A 17,635-nucleotide genomic window follows, 5' to 3' on the forward strand; every position below is an offset into this window, starting at 1 on the left:
TCGGAATGCGAACGCCCCGGCAACACTTCGGTGTCGGGGCGTGCGCATGTCAGAGCGGGGCGCCGTGGTGTCGGCGCGGGCCGATAGGCTGAACGCATGATGCGAGCCGAGCCGCCAGCGGCCCCTCAACCGGCCCCCGACGACGCCCTGGTCGCGGACTCCCGCGAGCGCGCCGTCCGCGCCCTGCTGCGCCGTCCGCAGCTGAAGCGGCTGTGGAGCGCGCAGTTCGTGGGCGGTGTCGGTGACATCCTCGCCCTCCTCGTGCTGGTCCTCCTCGCCTTCCAGGCGGCGGTCGCCGAAGGCTCGTTCGGCGGCGGCTATCTGGGCGTCGCGTTCGCAGTGGCGACCGTTTTCGGGGTGCGGATCCTCGCGACGCTGCTGTTCGGCGCCGTCCTCCTCGGCCCGCTCACGTCGCTCACCTCACCGGACGGGCCGCTGGACCGCCGCTGGACCATGGTCGGTGCGGACGGACTACGGGCGGCCCTGCTCATCGTCGCTCCGCTGTGGATCGACTGGACGCCCGACGACGCCCTGGCCGTCCTCCTCGTCACCGCCTTCGTGGCATCGGTCGCCGAGCGGTTCTGGACGGTGTGCCGGGAGAGCGCGGCGCCCGCGCTGCTGCCCGCCCCGCCCCCGGAGGGCGCGACGGTGCGGCCGCTGCCGGACCACATGGACGCGCTGCGCCGCCTGTCGCTGCGTACGGCCTTCGTGGCGGTGCCGGTCGCGGCCCTCGTACTCGTCGTCGCCGGGCTGTTCAACAACCTGCTGGGCACGGGCCTCGACTGGTTCGCCCAGCACCAGGCGGCCCTCGCCTCGTATGTCGCGGCCGGACTGTTCGCCGCGTCGCTGTCGATACTGACCTTCCTCGAGCTGCCCGCCACGCGCACTCCGCGCCCGCGCTCGCCGCTGGAGGGGCTGCGCCGCCCGAAGAGCACCGCCGGTGCCGGCCCCGACAAGGGGCGCACCGGTGTGATGCCGTTGCTGGTGCTGGCGTCCGCCCTGGTGGCCGCCGCGGTGTCGGCCGCCGTCGCGGTGTTCGTACTGCAGGCCACGGACCTGGGCGGCGGGCCCGTGCTGTACGGCCTGCTGGTGGGCGCGCTGACCGGAGGTGTCGTCGTCGGCATACGGACGGCGCCCGCCCTGCTGCCGTCGCTGTCGCGGCGCCGCCTGCTCGCACTGGCGCTCGCCTTCACCGGCGTCGCGCTGCTGGCCGCCGGTCTGGTGCCGGACGTCACCAGCGTGCTGCTGATCGTCGCGCTGGCCGGCGTGGGCGCGGGCATCGCGGCCAACACCGGGCACACGCTGCTCGACCAGGAGACCGAGGACCAGCGGCGGGCCCGCACGACGGAGCACCTGCACGCGGTCGTCCGCGTCTTCGTGGCACTCGGCGCGGTGAGCGCCCCGCTGGTGGCCGCGGCCATCGGGCCGCACCGGCTGGAGAGCGGCCGGTTCGTCTTCGCGCACGGTGGTGCCGCGTTCACGCTGATGCTGGTGGGCGCGCTGCTGCTGCCGGTGGCCGCGCTCGTGCTGGCCAAGGTCGACGACCGTTCCGGGGTGCCGCTGCGGCAGGACCTGCGGGACGCGTTGCTCGGCGGCGACGACCCGGCGCCGGTCCCGGCGGGCGCCGGCTTCTTCATCGCCCTGGAGGGCGGCGACGGGGCCGGGAAGTCCACGCAGGCCGAGGCGCTCGCCGAGTGGATCCGCGCCAAGGGCCACGAGGTCGTCCTCACGCGCGAGCCGGGGGCGACCCCCGTCGGCAAGCGGCTGCGGTCGATCCTGCTGGACGTCTCCAGCGCCGGACTGTCCCACCGCGCGGAGGCCCTGCTGTACGCGGCGGACCGGGCCGAGCACATCGACACGGTCGTACGGCCGGCACTGGAGCGCGGCGCCGTCGTCATCTCCGACCGCTACATCGACTCCTCGGTGGCCTACCAGGGCGCCGGGCGCGACCTGTCCCCGACCGAGATCGCCCGCATCAACCGCTGGGCGACCAACGGCCTGGTGCCGCACCTCACCGTGCTGCTGGACGTGGCGCCGGAGACCGCGCGCGAGAGGTTCACCGAGGCACCGGACCGGCTGGAGTCGGAGCCCGCGGAGTTCCACGCGCGCGTGCGGGCCGGTTTCCTCACCCTGGCCGCGGCCGACCCCGGCCGGTACCTGGTGGTCGACGCCGGTCAGGAGCCGGACGCGGTCGGCACCGTGATCCGGCACCGGCTCGACCAGGTGCTGCCGCTCTCCGAGGCCGAGATCCAGGCTCGTGAGGAGGCCCGGCGCAAGGCCGAGGAGGAGGCCCGCCGCAAGGCGGAGGAGGAAGCGGCGCGCAAGGCGGAGGAGGAGCGCCTGGAGCGCGAGCGCCAGGAGCTGATGGCGCGGCTGCGTGCCGAGGAGGAGGAGCGCAAGCGGCGCGAGCTGGAGGAGGCGCAGCGGCGCGAGGCCGAACGGCAGGCGGAGGAGGCCCGGCGGCGGGCCGAGGAGGCCGCTCGCCGTGCCGAGGAGGAGCGGCAGCGGCTCCTCGCCGAGGAGAAGGCGCGGGCGGAGGAGGAGGCTCGGCGCAAGGCGGAGCAAGAACGGCTCCGCAAGCAGGCCGAGGAGGAGGCGCGGCTGCGCGCCGAGGCCGAGGCGCTGCGCCTGGAGAAGCAGCGCAAGGCCGAGGACGCGCTGCGGCGGGCCGAGGAGGCCCGGCGCCTCGCGGAGCGGGCCGCGGCCGCGGCGGAGACGGGTCCCAAGGGGACGGACGGGGCCGGTTTCTCCAAGGCACCGGGCGCCACGGACGAGACGGCGGTGCTGCCGAGGGTGCCGGGCAAGGGCCGGCGCGACGCAGGGCCTGCCGGGGCGTCCGGGTCGTCGGCGCCGTCAGCCTCGTTCGGGCCCTCCGAGGCCGAGGTGACGACCGAGCTGCCGCAGGTGTCGGTTCCGCCCGGGGCGGCCGACGAGACCGAGGTGCTGCCCGCCGTGCCGCCACGGGGCGACGCGGAGGAGACGGCGGTGCTGCCCGCGGTCGCGCCGGATGACAATGAGGCGAGCACACGCGAGTTGCCCCAGGTCGACCTCGCGAACATGCCGGGCCGGAACAGGCAGCGCCCGGACTGGGCCGAGGAGACCCCGCTGGACGACCTGCCGACGCTGGCGGACGAGCTGCTGGGCCCGCGCGACGCCGAGCGCGGCGACGGGCACGGCGAGCACGGCGACGAGGGCGGCCGGGGCCGCCGCCGCTGACATGAGCGGCGGTGCCTCGTACGCGGTGGACGTGACGGAGGCGCGGCGAATGGAAGGACGGCGGATGGAAGGGCGGCGTGACCCATGACCGTGTGGGACGACCTCGTCGGGCAGCAGCGGGTGAGCGAACAGCTCACCGCCGCCGCCCGGGACGCCGACGCCCTCGTCACCGCCGCGGCGACCGGCGCCCCCGCGCCTACGGCGTCGAAGATGACCCACGCCTGGCTGTTCACGGGCCCGCCCGGCGCCGGACGCCACCAGGTGGCGCGTGCCTTCGCCGCCGCGTTGCAGTGCGTCAGCCCCGACCGTGCCCTCGGCGGAGCCCCGGGCTGCGGATTCTGCGACGGCTGCCACACCGCCCTGATCGGCACCCACGCCGACGTGAGCACGATCACCGCCGTCGGCGCGATGATCCTGGTGCGCGACATGCGCGACACGGTCCGCAAGTCGTTCACCGCACCGGCGAACGGCCGCTGGCAGGTGATCCTCGTCGAGGACGCCGAGCGGCTGAACGAGAGCTCCGCCAACGCCGTCCTCAAGGCCGTGGAGGAGCCCGCACCCCGCACGGTCTGGCTGCTCTGCGCCCCGTCCGTCGAGGACGTCCTGCCGACGATCCGCTCCCGCTGCCGCCACCTCAACCTGAGCACGCCCTCCGTGGACGCCGTCGCGGACCTGCTCGTACGACGCGAGGGCGTCGAGCCGGACGTGGCGGCGGCCGTCGCCCGCGCCACCCAGGGCCACGTCGACCGGGCCCGCCGCCTGGCCACCGACCCGGCGGCCCGCGAGCGCCGCGCCGCCGTGCTGAAGCTGCCGTTGCGGGTCGACGACGTCGGGAGCGCGCTCAAGGCGGCCCAGGAACTCGTCGACGCCGCCGCCGAGGACGCCAGGCAACTGGCCGAGCAGATGGACACCAAGGAGACCGACGAGCTGAAGGCGGCACTCGGCGCGGCCCAGGGCGGCCGGTTGCCGCGCGGTACGGCGAGCGTGGTCAAGGACCTGGAGGACATGCAGAAGCGCCGCCGCACGCGTACGCAGCGGGACAGCCTCGACGTGGCCCTGACCGACCTCACCAGCTTCTACCGCGACGTCCTCGCCCTCCAGCTCGGCTCCCGCGTCGCCCTCGCCAACACGGACGCCGAGGACACCCTGGAGCGACTGGCACGCGGCAGCTCCCCCGAGTCCACACTCCGCCGCATCGAGTCGATCGCCGCCTGTCGCGACGCCCTCGACCGCAACGTGGCCCCGCTCCTGGCCGTGGAGGCGATGACCATGGCACTCAGAGCGGGCTGAACCCGCGCGTCCCGTGACTCGTACGAGGCACGGTGCGCACACAGAGCACCCGGAACGTCGCTCACAGTTACCCTCGCATCATGCACACAAGGCGCACCCTCCACCGCAGGACCCGCACCGCCGCCACGCTGCTCGCCGCCGCCGCGCTCCTGGTCTCCGGCTGCTCCTCCGGGAACACGGCGGGCACCACGGGTTCCGCGAAATCGGCGGCGAGGGCCACGGAGGTACTGGCCGCACTGCCCCGTGCCACGCCCGCGGCACTCACCCCGTACTACGAGCAGAAGCCGAAGTGGCGCGACTGCGGGGCGCCCGGCTTCCAGTGCGCCACGCTGAAGGCCCCGCTCGACTACGCCCACCCGTCCGCCGGTGACGTCCGCCTCGCCGTGTCCCGGAAGAAGGCCACAGGCCCGGGGGCGCGGCTGGGCTCGCTGCTGATCAACCCCGGTGGGCCGGGCGGCTCGGCGATCGGCTACCTCCAGGCGTACGCCGGTGTCGGCTACCCGGCCGAGGTGCGTGCCCACTACGACATGGTGGCCGTCGATCCGCGGGGCGTGGCCCGCAGCGAACCCGTCGAGTGCCTGGACGGCCCCGAGATGGACGCGTACACGCAGACGGACGTCACACCGGACGACGCGAAGGAGACCGACGCGCTGGTCGCCGCGTACCGGAGGTTCGCCGAGGGCTGCGGGGTGGACGCGCCGAGGCTGCTGCGCCATGTGTCGACCGTCGAGGCGGCCCGGGACATGGACATCGTGCGGGCGGCGCTGGGTGACGAGAAGCTGAACTACGTGGGCGCCTCCTACGGCACCTTCCTCGGGGCGACGTACGCGGGGCTGTTCCCGGACCGGACGGGCCGGCTGGTGCTGGACGGCGCGCTGGACCCCTCGTTGCCGGCGCGCCGGCTCAACGTCGAGCAGACGGCGGGCTTCGACACGGCGTTCACGGCCTTCGCGAAGGACTGCGTACGGCAGAGCGACTGCCCCCTCGGGGGCCGGGGCACCGGTGTCGAACAGGTCGGCAGGAACCTGAAGGAGTTCTTCGCCGAACTCGACGCCCGGCCGATCCCCACCGAAGACGCCGCGGGCCGCAGGCTCACCGAGTCGCTGGCCACCACCGGCGTGATCGCGGCCATGTACAACGAGGGCGCCTGGCCACGGCTGCGCGAGGCGCTGACGGCGGCGATGAAGAAGAACGACGGCGCCGGACTCCTGGCCCTTTCCGACAGCTACTACGAGCGCGACGCCAAGGGCGACTACGCCAACCTGATGTTCGCCAACGCCGCCGTGAACTGCCTGGACCTCCCGCCCGCCTTCAACTCCCCGGAGCAGGTGCGGGACGCCCTCCCCGACTTCGAGAAGGCCTCCCCGGTCTTCGGCGAGAGCTTCGCCTGGATGGCCCTGAACTGCGAGTACTGGCCGGTCGCCGCCACGGGCAGGCCCCAGCGCATCGAGGCGAAGGGCGCGGCCCCGATCGTCGTCGTCGGCACCACCCGCGACCCCGCGACCCCCTACCGCTGGGCCGAGTCCCTCGCCGACCAGCTCTCCTCGGCCCGCCTCCTCACCTACGAGGGCGACGGCCACACCGCCTACGGCCGGGGCAGCGACTGCATCGACTCCGCGATCAACACCTACCTCCTCCGCGGCACCCCGCCCGCGGACGGAAAGCGCTGCTCATAGCCGGTGCGCCCACCCCGGAGGCAGGCCCCCCGGCCCGCCTCCGGGGCAGGTACGAAGCACTATCCGAAACTGTGTAGACTTACCGACGTCGCTGATCGCACCATGGTGCCGACAGCGCACGCCGCCTTAGCTCAGATGGCCAGAGCAACGCACTCGTAATGCGTAGGTCTCGGGTTCGAATCCCGAAGGCGGCTCTGCGGAAGCCCCAGGAACCACTCATGGTGACCTGGGGCTTTTCCTTGCCCTTGACCGGGTGGGTCAAGGCGGTGAGTGTTGCTTTTCCCCGGAAGACCAGCCGCGTCGTGCCGAGCGCGGTGCCCGTGGCGTGTTCTCGTTCGTCGCCTCGGCGTTCCCGATGAGGGCTGCGAGACTGGCGTCCGGTACACCGCACGATCTTCACCGTGTGTCCGAGAGCACCCGCCCGATCCCGAGAGGCAGCACGCCATGCCCCCTTCCGAGACGGCAGCCCCCAGCCCCGCCGCCCTCCTGGCGGCCATGCCCTTCGCGACACGGCTGGGCATCGAGCTCCACGAGGCCGCCCCCGACCGGGCCACGGGCAGTCTGCCCTGGTCCCCGGAGGCCTGCACCGCGGGAGGAATCCTGCACGGCGGAGCCCTGATGGCGCTGGCCGACTCCGTCGGCGCGGTCTGTGCCTACCTCAACCTCCCGCCGGGCGCCGGGACGTCCACGGTCGAGTCCAAGACCAACTTCCTGCGGGGAGTGGCCTCCGGGCGGGTGCACGCCACGGCCCGCCCCCTGCACGTCGGCGGCACCCTCGTCGTCGTGCAGACCGACCTGCGGGACGACAAGGGCCGACTGGTGGGACAGACCACCCAGACCCAGATCGTGCTCGAAGCGAAGGGCGGCGCCGCGAGCTGACCCCATCCGCCGGGCGGCCCGGCCGGGCGGGACGGTTGCCCTGCGGGGCCTCGAGCGGCAGCCGCACGACGGCGACAGACGACAGAGGGGGCCATGTCGCGGTAGAGCTCGCCGGGGCTGCGGCGTACGGGTTTCGCGCCACCGGTCCCGTTCGATCCGGCGCTGGACGGGGCCTCGCAGGTCGTGCGGATGTGGTTGAGGAACCGCGTACGGGAAGGCGTACTAGACGAGTCCTTTCCGTGAACGGCTAGCATCGCGCGTCAGTCGGTCGGTCGTCGGCCGTGGGCGCTTGGGAGGTGGGGGACATCGGGACTCCGAGGATCGCTGTGGCCGTGGTGACGATGGGGAACCGGCCCGCGGAGGTGGACGCGCTGCTGGAGTCGGTGGCGAAGCAGGATGTGGCGCCCGCGCGGATCGTGATCGTGGGCAACGGGTGTCCGCTGCCCGAGTTCGCCCGGCGGTTGTCGCTGCCGGGTGAGGTGACGACCGTCGAGCTGGAGGAGAACCTCGGCTGCCCGGGCGGGCGGAACGTCGCGCTCGCGCGGCTGCGGGAGTTCGGGGACGTGGACGTCGTCGTCGAGCTGGACGACGACGGACTGCTCGTCGACGCCGATGTGCTGCGTCGCGTGCGGGAGCTGTACGCCGAGGACGAGCGGCTCGGGATCGTCGGGTTCCGGATCGCCGACGAGTCGGGGGAGACACAGCAGCGGCATGTGCCCCGGGTCGGAAAGTCGGACCCCATGAAGGGCGGGTACGTCACCGGGTTCCTCGGGGGCGGGCACGGGCTGCGGATGGCGATGCTCGACGAGATCGGTGACTGGCCCGCCGCGTTCTTCTTCGCGCACGAGGAGACCGACCTGGCCTGGCGCGCGGCCGACGCGGGCTGGCGGATCCTGTACGCGCCGGAGCTGTTGCTCCAGCACCCGAAGACCTCACCCGCCCGGCACGCCATCTACTACCGGGTGAACGCCCGGAACCGGGTGTGGCTCGCCCGTCGGCGGCTGCCCCTCCCGCTCGTTCCCGTCCATCTCGGGGTGTGGGTGCTGCTCACCCTGCTCAGGAACCGGTCGGTCGCCGGGCTGCGGGCGTGGTTCGGCGGGTTCGCCGAGGGCCTGCGGGAGCCGGCCGGTGAGCGGCGCGCCATGCGCTGGCGGACGGTGTGGCAGCTGACGCGACTGGGGCGGCCGCCGGTCGTCTGAGCGGTGGGGCGCAGCCCGCCGGGCGCCCGGGCGCCCTCACTTCCCCACCTTCCCCGAGGCCTCACTTGGCGTCCGCGTAGCACTCCACCACCGCCGTCGTGAACGGGAACCGGACCGGTGTCTCCCCGAACGTCAGCCGGCCCGCCAGGGCGGCGGCGTCCCGGATCGCGGCGGCCACCGTCTGCGCCTCCTGCTCGGGGCAGTGCACGATCACCTCGTCGTGCTGGAAGAAGACCAGTTCGGCGGCCATGTCCGTCAAGGTCTGCCGCAGTGCGGCGAGCAGCAGCAGGGTCCAGTCGGCGGCGCTGCCCTGGACGACGAAGTTGCGGGTGAAGCGGCCCCGCGCGCGGGCGTCGGTCGAGGCGTAACCCGGTACCCACTGCCGGGTGGCGTCGGGTTCCTCCTCCGCGACCGGGGTGCCCGCCGCGACGGGGATGCCCGCCTCCTCCACCGCGTCCTCCGTCGCACGGGCCGCGGGCGGGCAGGTGCGGCCCAGCCAGGTCCGTACGAGCCTGCCCTCCTCGCCCGCGCGGGCGGCCTCGTCGACGTAGGCGACCGCCTTGGGGAAGCGGCGTCGGAGGGCGGCGAGGTTCTTCAGGCCGTCGCCGGAGGTCTGGCCGTAGACCGCGCCGAGGACGGCGAGCTTCGCCTGCGCGCGGTCGCCGGAGAAGACGCGGTCGGACACCGACTGGTAGAGGTCGGTCTCCCGGCCGGCCACCTCCATCAGCCCGGGGTCGCGGGAGATCGCCGCCAGGACCCGTGGCTCCATCTGGGCGGCGTCGGCGACGACCAGCCGCCAGCCCGGGTCGGCGACCACCGCGCGGCGGATCACCCTGGGGATCTGCAGCGCGCCCCCGCCGTTGGTCACCCAACGGCCCGTCACCGTCCCGCCTGCCAGGAACTCGGGTCGGAAGCGGCCGTCGCGCACCCAGTCCTGGAGCCAGGACCAGCCGTGGGCGACCCGGATGCGGTACAGCTTCTTGTACTCGATCAGCGGCTCGACCGCCGGATGGTCGATGGACTCGAGCTCCCACCGGCGGGTCGAGGAGACCTTGATGCCGGCCTGCGCGAACGCCTTGACGACGTCGGCGGGCAGGTCGGGCCGCACCCGGCGGCCGAAGGCGGCGGACACCTCGTCAGCGAGTTCGGCGAGTCTGCGCGGTTCACCGCCGCCCGCGTACCGCTCGCCGAGGAGGTCGTGCAGGACCGCGCGGTGCACGTCCGCCCGCCAGGGCACCCCCGCGCGGTTCATCTCGGCGGCGACGAGCATCCCCGCCGACTCCGCGGCCACGAGCAGCCGCATCCTGTCCGGATGCGTGGTCGCCCCGATCCGGCGCTGCTGCTCGGCGTAGACCGCGACGAGGTCCTCCAGCGGTACGTGCGCGTCCCGGGGTTCGAAGAGGGACGGCTGCGCGCCCGGCTCGGCCGGGCGCTGCGGCGGATCGGGCGGTACGGGGCCGCCGCGCAGCCGAGCCAGGGCGGCCGCGGCCGAACGGGGTTCCCCGTACCGCCCCTCGTGGCCGAGCAGGAGCGTCTCGGCGGCCTCGACGTCGTAGCACCGCGCCACTCGCACCCCCGCGGCGAGCAGGCGCGGATGGACCTCGGAGGTGGACCGCCACACCCACCGCGTGACGCCGGGCCGGCTCCGCACGGCCTCGGCGGGATCCGCCTCCCGCCGCACCGGAGCGGCGGGCAGCCCGTCCGGGCCGAGGGGGGCGACGTCCACGCCACCTTCCTCGGCCGGAGCGAGCGCCCACCGGTCGGCCATGGTGTGAGTGTGGCAGGGGGGTCTGACAGCGCCCCGCGGTCCGGGATCGTGGACGCCTGCGTCCGGGTGCCTCTGCGTTCCTGTGCCCTGCGCCCGGGCGCCCCTGTGTCCGGGTCAGTCCTGCCCGGGCTCGGGCTTCGCGGGCTGTCCGTCCGCAGCCTCCGGTTCCCGGGTCTCCAGGAACTCCGCCAGCATCTCGGTGACGTACCGCTCGGTGGTGGTCTTGTCGATGCCGAGGCCGCTGAGGACGCCCTTGCCGTTCTCGTGCTCCAGCAGGGCGAGCAGGAGGTGTTCGGTGCCGACGTAGTTGTGGCCGAGGCGGAGGGCCTCGCGGAAGGTGAGTTCCAGGACCTTCTTGGCCGCCGCGCCGTACGGCACCAGCTCGGGGGCCTCTTCGACGGGCGGCGGGAGCAGCGCGGCCGCGGCCTCGCGGACCGCCTCCAGGGTGACGCCCTGCTCGGTGATCGCCTTCGCGGCCAGGCTGCCCGGCTCGGCCAGCAGGCCGAGGACCAGGTGCTCGGGCAGGCCCTCGGCGTTGCGCGCGGCCTTGGCCTCGTTGTGCGAGGCCATCACCACGTTGCGGGCGCGGGGCGTGTAGCGGTGGAAGCCCTCGTTCGGGTCGAGCGGGGCCGAGTCCTTCGTCACGAAACGCTTCTGGGCCGCCTGCCGGGTGACGCCCATGCTCTTGCCGATGTCCGTCCAGGAGGCGCCCGAGCGCCGGGCCTGGTCCACGAAGTGGCCGATCAGGTGGTCCGCCACGTCGCCGAGGTGCTCTCCCGCGAGCACCGCGTCCTGAAGCTGTTGGAGGGGCTCCTCGTGGACCTTCTTGATGGCCGCGATGAGGTCGTCGAGGCGTACGGATGACTTGATGCCGGGGTTCTTCGCCATGTGTCAACCGTAGGTTGACAGTGGGAGGGTGTCAACCGTCAGTTGACAAGCGGGTGCGTCGGGTCGCGGGTTCGGCGGGGAGAGGGGACATGGCACGATCGGCCCGTGAGCACGTCCAGCACCGTCGCCCGCGCCTTCCGGGCCGCCCTGTACGCCACCACCGACGCCGCCCTCGACACCGGCGCGTCCCTGCTCGCCTCCGATCCGGCGGCGGACGCCGAACTCGCGGGGCGGGGCGAGGAGTTCGTGGCGACGGCCTGGCGGCGCGGCTGGCAGCCCGCCGACGTCGTACGGATCGTCCGGCGCGAACTGGACGACGTGCACGTACGGCTGGTCGCGGAGCTGATCCGCGCGCAGGCGCCGCACGACCGGCCCCGCGGCCCCCGCTGGCACGCCCAGCTCGGCGATCTCGGCGATCTCGGCGGTCGTCCCGGCGACCGCGAGGCCGCTGCCGCGCGGCGCGCCGACCGCTTCTCGCACGCCACCGCCGTACTGGAGCTGTACCGGCTGCTGCTGCGCCTGCCCGCCCTCGAACCCCTCGACGAGCCCGACGGGGGCGCGCCGGGGAGCGAAAGGGCCGGGGGTGCGGGCTCACCCGCGCGGGAACGGCACCCGGAGTCCCGCATGCTGGGTCGCATCCGCGCGCTGCTGGCCAAGGCGGAGGCGACCGGGTTCCCGGAGGAGGCGGAGGCCCTCACCGCCAAGGCGCAGGAGCTGATGGCACGGCACAGCGTCGACGAGGCGCTGCTCGCGGTGCGGGCCCCCTCGGCGACGGCTCCGGGCGCGTGCCGGATCGGGGTGGAGCCGCCGTACGAACAGACCAAGGCCGTGCTGCTGGACGTGATCGCCACCGCGAACCACTGCCGGGCCGTGTGGAACGAGGCCCTCGGCTTCTCCACGGTGGTCGGCTTCGCCTCCGACCTGGAGGCGGTCGAACTCCTCCACACCTCACTGCTCGTGCAGGCCGGTACGGCCATGGCGAAGGCGGAGGCGGCTCAGCGGGCCGGGGGACGCAAGCGGACCAAGACCTTCCGGCAGTCCTTCCTCGCGGCGTACGTCCACCGCGTGGGCGCGCGCCTCGCGGCTGCCGCCGAGAGCCAGCTGACGGACGACTCGCTCCCGGTGCTCGCCTCCCGCGACGTCGCGGTCACCGAGCGGCTGGACCGCCTGTTCCCGGAGACGACGACCACCCGGCTGCGCGGGGTGAGCGACGCGGCGGGGTGGGAGGAGGGCGCGCGGGCGGCGGACGACGCCCAGGTCGAAGCGCGCGGACGGCTCCCCGGACGGCGTCCCTGAACCGGTGCCCGGTCGGTCACCGCCCGGTCGGTCACCGCCCGGTCGGTCACCGCCCGGTCGGTCACCGCCCGGTCGGTCACCGCCCGATCGGGCACCGACCGCTCAGTCACCCGACCGCTGGAAGGCGCTCACGGTCGCGTCGGCCGCGCCCGTCCCCGTCGCCGTGCCCTCACCCTCGCCCTGGTTCGCCACCGGGCCGTACGACCAGGGGAACTCGCGGGTGGCGGAGTCGCCGGGAAGGCCGATCTCCAGGGTCTTCGCGTCCAGGCTCAGGCCGGCGTCCTCCGGTCCGCGCACGTAGGTGATCGTGAAGGAGGCGGACCCGCCCTCGGGCAGGGTCAGCTTCTGGGCCGTGGCGCCGTCCGTCGGAGCCAGCGCGACGGGCTCGCCCCCCGCCGCCACCAGGCTCGCCCCGGGGAAGCCGTCCAGGACGCAGGAGGGGCCCTGGTTGACGAGGTCCACGGGGACCTCGCCGGTGTCACCGGCGGCCGGGGCCTCGCTCGCGGGGCCGACTTCCACGCTCACCGTCGCGGTCGAGCAGGCCCCGCTCTCCTGCTTCGCGTCGTCCTTCGCCCCGTCACCACCGTCCTCGCCGCCGCAGGCGGTCAGCAGGAGGAGGGCGGTGACGGCGGTGACGGTGGTCGGCATGGCGCGCATGAGGATTCCCCTGGGGTCGTGGAGCAGCCCCCAGATCATCACACCCCGGGGGGCCCTCCCGGCGCACCCGGAGGGCGGAGTCCGCACAGCGGCTCCTACGACCCCGGCTCCGCGGTCGGCAGCCCCTGCGGCAGTCGGCCGCCCTCGGCCTTGGTGAACGTCTCGGTGCCGAGGGGGCTCTCCCAGGTGACCTTCAGGGTGGATCCGCTCACGGAGTCGACCGTGCCGCTCGCCCGGTCCGCCTTGCCGTCCGCGCACTTCAGGCTGATCGTCGAGGCCCCGGCGTCCTCCCGCGCGGTGCCACTGCACACGGTGCCGCTCGTGGCGAAGAGGGCCGCCTGGTCGCCGGTGAACACCAGGGCCACGGCCTTGCCCCCGGCCGCGGTGAACCAGCTGCCCTCCAGCTTGCCCGCGGGGGCGCCGGTCGCGTCCGAGCCACCGGACCCGGACCCGGTGCCGCCGGACGCGGGGGCGGTCGTGGTGGCCGGCGTGGACGGTGTGGCGCCGGTCGCGGAGTCGTCGCGGGAGTCGCCGTCACCGCCGCCACCGCCGCACCCGGCGAGCACCAGCGCGCCGGCCAGCCCCAGGGCCGCGTACGCGATCCGCGTGCGCCGGCCCGCCGCGGTGCGCGCCCCCGCGATCCCCTGATCCACCGATGTCACCGCAAGCCCCCTAGCTGTGGTCGGCCCCGTCGGCCGGAACGGCCGGAGCCAGCTAACAGGACGTACCCGGCGCCCCACCAGCCCCCGTGACACCGCGCGCCGAAAAAAGAGACCGCTTGCAGGACTGAGCGGAGAACCGAAGGACACACGAAGGCACACGAGGGAACAGGAGAGCCCTCGTGCGCGTCTCACTTCCAGACGGGGGACCGGCAGGCCCGGCGGCAGCGCTGTAACTGCGGGAGCACCCCGCGTGCACGTGCATCTGACCATGCATTTGCACATGAACAAAGCTATGATCCGGATCAGTTGACCACTGCATCAATGGCCACACCAGCCAGTGCACACCGGGGAGCGACCTGTGGACCACGACGTGTACGACGGCGACGTGTACGAGGGGGACGTGTACGACGGCGCCGGCGCGTCCCGCGTGTACAACGGCATGGCGGCCACCGGGCTGGACGGCGTGGCCTGGCAGAAGAGCCGGCACAGCAACTCGCAGGGATCCTGCGTGGAGTTCGCCCGGCTGCCCGGGGGCGAGGTGGCGGTGCGCAACTCCCGCTTTCCCGAGGGGCCCGCGCTCGTCTACACCCGCGCGGAGATCGAGGCGATGCTGCTCGGCGTCAAGGACGGCGAGTTCGACCACCTCGTCGCCGGCTGACCCGGCGGTCCCCCGCCCCCGCCCCCGGGGTGGTGACGCGCGTGGAGAGAACGCGGTGCCCGCGCGCGGCACCGCGCCGCGTCACGTCGTACGTCATGTCACGTCATGTCGTACGACGGACCGCGGAGCCGGAACAGGGCCCAGACCACCTTGCCGCCGAGTGCCCCCCTCATCGGCTGCCAGCCCCAGCTGTCGCTGAACGATTCGACCAGCAGCAGTCCGCGGCCCGACTCGGCGGAGAAGTCGCCCGCCTCACCGGTGACGGGACTGTCGTGGCCGGGGTCGCGCACCGCGCACACCAGCCGCCCGGTCCACCGCATCAGATGCAGCCGCACCGGCGGTTCCTGCCCCGTCAGCCATGGCGCTTCGGCCGGCAGGCCGTGCCGCAGGGCGTTGGTCACGAGCTCGGAGACGACCAGGCACACATCGTCGAAACGGTCGCCCACGTCCCACTGGTCACAGGTCTTCCGGGTGAACCGGCGGGCCTCGCGCACCGCTTCGTGGCGGGCCGGGAGGGAGCAGGAGGCGGCGTCGGACACGGCCGCGGGGTCCAGCGGCGGAAGGCCCTGCCGTAACGGCTCGAGCATGGTCGATCCATTCGTCCCCATGCGAGGCACTCCCGGAATTCGCGGTCGTAGCGCTACGGCGGTGGTGCGAAGGCCATGGTTTCCGATGCGCAGGGCAGATGCAAGGGCAGATGCACGTGCAGCTGACCGAAATCGTCCTGCCCGTACCGCTTGTTGGTCAATTTTTCCGTCACCTTTCCTTCGTCTTTCCGTCCCGTCAGCCTCTCCTGTTGTCTGAACCGTGCTCCTTCCCGAGCGGAACCCCTGGCTCGATTCCGTTTCCGTAACCGGTCGAGTACTGCTCGGAGTGTTTTAGTGGCAGACTTCGGGCCCTGGCAGACGTTGGGGAGGCTGGCGAACGTGAGCGCGGGAGAGCCGGGATCGGTGGTGCGGCGCATGCTGCTCGGATCACAACTCAGGCGACTGCGTGAGGCTCGGGGGATCACGCGAGAGGCGGCGGGTTATTCGATCCGCGCCTCCGAATCGAAGATCAGCCGGATGGAGTTGGGCCGGGTGAGCTTCAAGACCAGGGACGTGGAGGACCTGCTGACGCTGTACGGCATCGCGGACGAGCAGGAGCGGGCCTCGCTCCTCTCCCTGGCCCGGGAGGCCAATGTCGCGGGCTGGTGGCACAGTTACTCGGACGTGCTGCCCAGCTGGTTCCCCACCTACGTGGGCCTCGAGGGCGCCGCCGCGCTGATCAGGGCGTACGAGGTGCAGTTCGTGCACGGCCTGTTGCAGACCGAGGAATACGCACGCGCGGTGGTCCGGCGCGGCATGCAGGGCGCGAGCGAGGCCGACGTCGAACGGCGGGTGGCGCTGCGCCTGGAGCGGCAGAAGTACCTGGTCTCCGAGAACGCCCCCGAGTTCCACGTCGTCCTCGACGAGGCCGCGTTGCGCCGCCCCTACGGGAGCCGCGAGGTGATGCGGGGTCAGCTCCAGCATCTGATCGAGGTGTCCGAGCGGCCCCATGTCCGGCTGCAGGTCGTGCCGTTCGGCCTCGGCGGCCACTCCGGCGAGTCCGGCGCGTTCACCATCCTCAGCTTCCCCGAGTCCGATCTGTCGGACGTCGTCTACCTGGAGCAGCTGACGAGCGCGCTGTACCTCGACAAGGCCGAGGACGTCGCCCAGTACGAGAAGGCGCTCAAGGAGCTCCAGCAGGACAGTCCGGGGCCGGCGGAGAGCCGGGACCTTCTCCGAGGTCTCCTTCAACTCTCTTGAAACGCAAGTACGATGACGCTCGATCAGGACCGTGGGGCCGGTCGGGGCGGGCCCGATCCGGCAGCGAGGGATCGAGGGGTTGAGGGATCACATGTCGTCGTACTTCACCGACCTGGCCCAGCAGTACATCGACGGTGAGTGGCGCCCGGGAACCGGCTCCTGGGACATCATCGACTTCAATCCGTACGACGACGAGAAGCTGGCGTCGATCACGATAGCCACCGTCGACGAGGTCGACGAGGCGTACCGCGCGGCGGCCCGCGCGCAGAAGCAGTGGGCGGCGACCAACCCCTACGCCCGCCGTGCGGTGTTCGAGAAGGCGCTCAAGCTGGTCGAGGAGCGCGAGGAGGAGATCTCCGCCGCGATCGTCGCCGAACTCGGCGGTACGCGCCTGAAGGCCGCCTTCGAGCTGCACCTCGCCAAGGAGTTCCTGCGCGAGGCGGTGCACCTGGCGCTGCGCCCGGAGGGCCGGATCATCCCCTCGCCGGTGGACGGCAAGGAGAACCGTGTCTACCGCGTGCCCGTCGGCGTCGTGGGTGTGATCAGCCCCTTCAACTTCCCGTTCCTGCTGTCGCTGAAGTCGGTCGCCCCGGCACTGGCGCTCGGCAACGGCGTGGTGCTCAAGCCGCACCAGAACACCCCGATCGTCGGCGGCTCGCTGATCGCCAGGATCTTCGAGGACGCCGGCCTGCCGGGCGGCCTGCTGAACGTGGTGATCACGGACATCGCGGAGATCGGCGACGCCTTCCTGGAGCACCCGGTCCCGAAGGTCATCTCCTTCACCGGCTCCGACAAGGTCGGCCGCCATGTCGCCACCGTCTGCGCCTCCCTGTTCAAGCGCTCGGTCCTCGAACTCGGCGGCAACAGCGCACTGGTGGTCCTCGACGACGCGGACGTCGACTACGCCGTCGACGCGGCCGTCTTCAGCCGGTACGTCCACCAGGGGCAGGTCTGCATGGCGGCCAACCGGGTGCTGGTGGACCGCTCGGTGGCCGACGAGTTCACCGAGAAGTTCGTCGCCAAGGTCACGTCCCTCAAGGTCGGCGACCCGCGAGACCCCGAGACCGTCATCGGCCCGGTGATCAACTCGCAGCAGGCGGACGCCCTGGCCGGTGTCGTCGAGCAGGCGCTCGCCGAGGGCGCGACCGCGCTGGCGCACGGCACGCGGACCGACAACCTGCTCGAGCCGTCCGTGCTCACCGGTGTCCCCGCCGACTCGTCCCTGCTCCAGCAGGAGGTGTTCGGCCCGGTCGTCTTCCTGGTCCCCTTCGACGGGGAGGAGGAGGCCGTCCGCCTCGTCAACGACACCCCGTACGGCCTGAGCGGGGCCGTGCACACCGGTGACGTCGAGCGCGGGGTGAACTTCGCCAAGCAGATCGACACCGGCATGTTCCACGTGAACGACGGCACCGTGCACGACGAGCCGATCATCCCCTTCGGGGGCGAGAAGCACTCGGGCATCGGCCGACTGAACGGCGACACGATGCTGGACGCGTTCACCACGACGAAGTGGATCTCGGTCCAGCACGGCAGGAGCGGCTTTCCGTTCTGACTCCCTTCTCCTTCCGCCCGGGCCGATGAGGACAGCTTCTGTCCTCATCGGCCCGTAGCGTCGTCGGTGTCAGCCGGCAGGGGCCACCTGCGGCGGAACGACGGAAC

At 73.0% G+C, this 17,635-nt stretch carries 14 protein-coding genes and 1 tRNA gene; 10 read left to right on the forward strand and 5 right to left on the reverse strand.

The window, feature by feature from the left end:
* Nucleotides 1–96 precede the first annotated feature (96 nt).
* The 6 genes from tmk to AB0I73_RS06930 all read left to right on the forward strand — a co-directional run bounded on the left by tmk (nucleotide 97) and on the right by AB0I73_RS06930 (nucleotide 8,260).
* Nucleotides 97–3,216: a dTMP kinase gene (tmk, locus tag AB0I73_RS06905; protein WP_363034504.1), complete on the forward strand. Its 3,120-nt coding sequence runs from the start codon at nucleotides 97–99 to the stop codon at nucleotides 3,214–3,216.
* Nucleotides 3,217–3,300: 84 nt separating this feature from the next.
* Nucleotides 3,301–4,506, forward strand: coding sequence for a DNA polymerase III subunit delta' (locus AB0I73_RS06910; protein ID WP_363034506.1), 1,206 nt, complete (start codon nucleotides 3,301–3,303; stop codon nucleotides 4,504–4,506).
* 80 nt (nucleotides 4,507–4,586) lie between these two features.
* Nucleotides 4,587–6,182, forward strand: a complete 1,596-nt coding sequence (locus AB0I73_RS06915) for an alpha/beta hydrolase (protein ID WP_363034508.1) — start codon at nucleotides 4,587–4,589, stop codon at nucleotides 6,180–6,182.
* 120 nt (nucleotides 6,183–6,302) lie between these two features.
* A tRNA-Thr gene (locus tag AB0I73_RS06920) sits at nucleotides 6,303–6,376 on the forward strand.
* Nucleotides 6,377–6,626: 250 nt separating this feature from the next.
* Nucleotides 6,627–7,061 (forward strand): PaaI family thioesterase, encoded by a 435-nt coding sequence (locus AB0I73_RS06925; RefSeq protein ID WP_363034510.1) that lies wholly within the window; start codon nucleotides 6,627–6,629, stop codon nucleotides 7,059–7,061.
* 305 nt (nucleotides 7,062–7,366) lie between these two features.
* Nucleotides 7,367–8,260, forward strand: a complete 894-nt coding sequence (locus AB0I73_RS06930; protein WP_363034564.1) for a glycosyltransferase — start codon at nucleotides 7,367–7,369, stop codon at nucleotides 8,258–8,260.
* A 61-nt stretch (nucleotides 8,261–8,321) separates the two neighbouring features.
* On the opposite strand, the gene AB0I73_RS06935 is transcribed toward AB0I73_RS06930, so the two are convergent.
* Complete coding sequence (locus AB0I73_RS06935) at nucleotides 8,322–10,028, reverse strand: bifunctional 3'-5' exonuclease/DNA polymerase (protein ID WP_363034512.1); 1,707 nt, start codon at nucleotides 10,026–10,028, stop codon at nucleotides 8,322–8,324.
* 114 nt (nucleotides 10,029–10,142) lie between these two features.
* Nucleotides 10,143–10,916, reverse strand: coding sequence for a Clp protease N-terminal domain-containing protein (locus tag AB0I73_RS06940; RefSeq protein WP_363034514.1), 774 nt, complete (start codon nucleotides 10,914–10,916; stop codon nucleotides 10,143–10,145).
* Nucleotides 10,917–11,021: 105 nt separating this feature from the next.
* Here AB0I73_RS06940 and AB0I73_RS06945 point away from each other — a divergent pair, with 105 nt between their 5' ends.
* On the forward strand, nucleotides 11,022–12,212 hold the full coding sequence (locus tag AB0I73_RS06945) for a DUF2786 domain-containing protein (protein ID WP_363034516.1): 1,191 nt from the start codon (nucleotides 11,022–11,024) through the stop codon (nucleotides 12,210–12,212).
* 102 nt (nucleotides 12,213–12,314) lie between these two features.
* Here the strand turns inward: AB0I73_RS06945 and AB0I73_RS06950 are convergent, their stop codons facing one another.
* Together AB0I73_RS06950 and AB0I73_RS06955 are read right to left on the reverse strand one after the other, a co-directional pair.
* The gene (locus tag AB0I73_RS06950; RefSeq protein ID WP_363034518.1) at nucleotides 12,315–12,869 is read right to left on the reverse strand and encodes a DUF4232 domain-containing protein; all 555 of its coding nucleotides are present in this window, start codon (nucleotides 12,867–12,869) and stop codon (nucleotides 12,315–12,317) included.
* A 95-nt stretch (nucleotides 12,870–12,964) separates the two neighbouring features.
* Nucleotides 12,965–13,522: a hypothetical protein gene (locus AB0I73_RS06955; protein WP_363034520.1), complete on the reverse strand. Its 558-nt coding sequence runs from the start codon at nucleotides 13,520–13,522 to the stop codon at nucleotides 12,965–12,967.
* 448 nt (nucleotides 13,523–13,970) lie between these two features.
* Here AB0I73_RS06955 and AB0I73_RS06960 point away from each other — a divergent pair, with 448 nt between their 5' ends.
* Nucleotides 13,971–14,189 (forward strand): DUF397 domain-containing protein, encoded by a 219-nt coding sequence (locus tag AB0I73_RS06960; protein ID WP_109377352.1) that lies wholly within the window; start codon nucleotides 13,971–13,973, stop codon nucleotides 14,187–14,189.
* A 98-nt stretch (nucleotides 14,190–14,287) separates the two neighbouring features.
* Here AB0I73_RS06960 and AB0I73_RS06965 read toward each other — a convergent pair whose 3' ends face one another.
* Entirely contained in the window at nucleotides 14,288–14,776 is a 489-nt protein-coding gene (locus AB0I73_RS06965) for an ATP-binding protein (RefSeq protein WP_363034522.1), read from the reverse strand.
* Nucleotides 14,777–15,151: 375 nt separating this feature from the next.
* Between AB0I73_RS06965 and AB0I73_RS06970 the strand changes: the two genes are divergently transcribed.
* Together AB0I73_RS06970 and AB0I73_RS06975 are read left to right on the forward strand one after the other, a co-directional pair.
* Nucleotides 15,152–15,976 (forward strand): helix-turn-helix transcriptional regulator, encoded by an 825-nt coding sequence (locus AB0I73_RS06970; RefSeq protein WP_363034567.1) that lies wholly within the window; start codon nucleotides 15,152–15,154, stop codon nucleotides 15,974–15,976.
* A gap of 91 nt (nucleotides 15,977–16,067) precedes the next feature.
* On the forward strand, nucleotides 16,068–17,528 hold the full coding sequence (locus tag AB0I73_RS06975) for an aldehyde dehydrogenase family protein (protein ID WP_363034524.1): 1,461 nt from the start codon (nucleotides 16,068–16,070) through the stop codon (nucleotides 17,526–17,528).
* The last annotated feature ends 107 nt before the right edge of the window (nucleotides 17,529–17,635 follow it).

Source organism: Streptomyces sp. NPDC050388 (assembly GCF_040655635.1).
GTDB lineage: Bacteria > Actinomycetota > Actinomycetes > Streptomycetales > Streptomycetaceae > Streptomyces.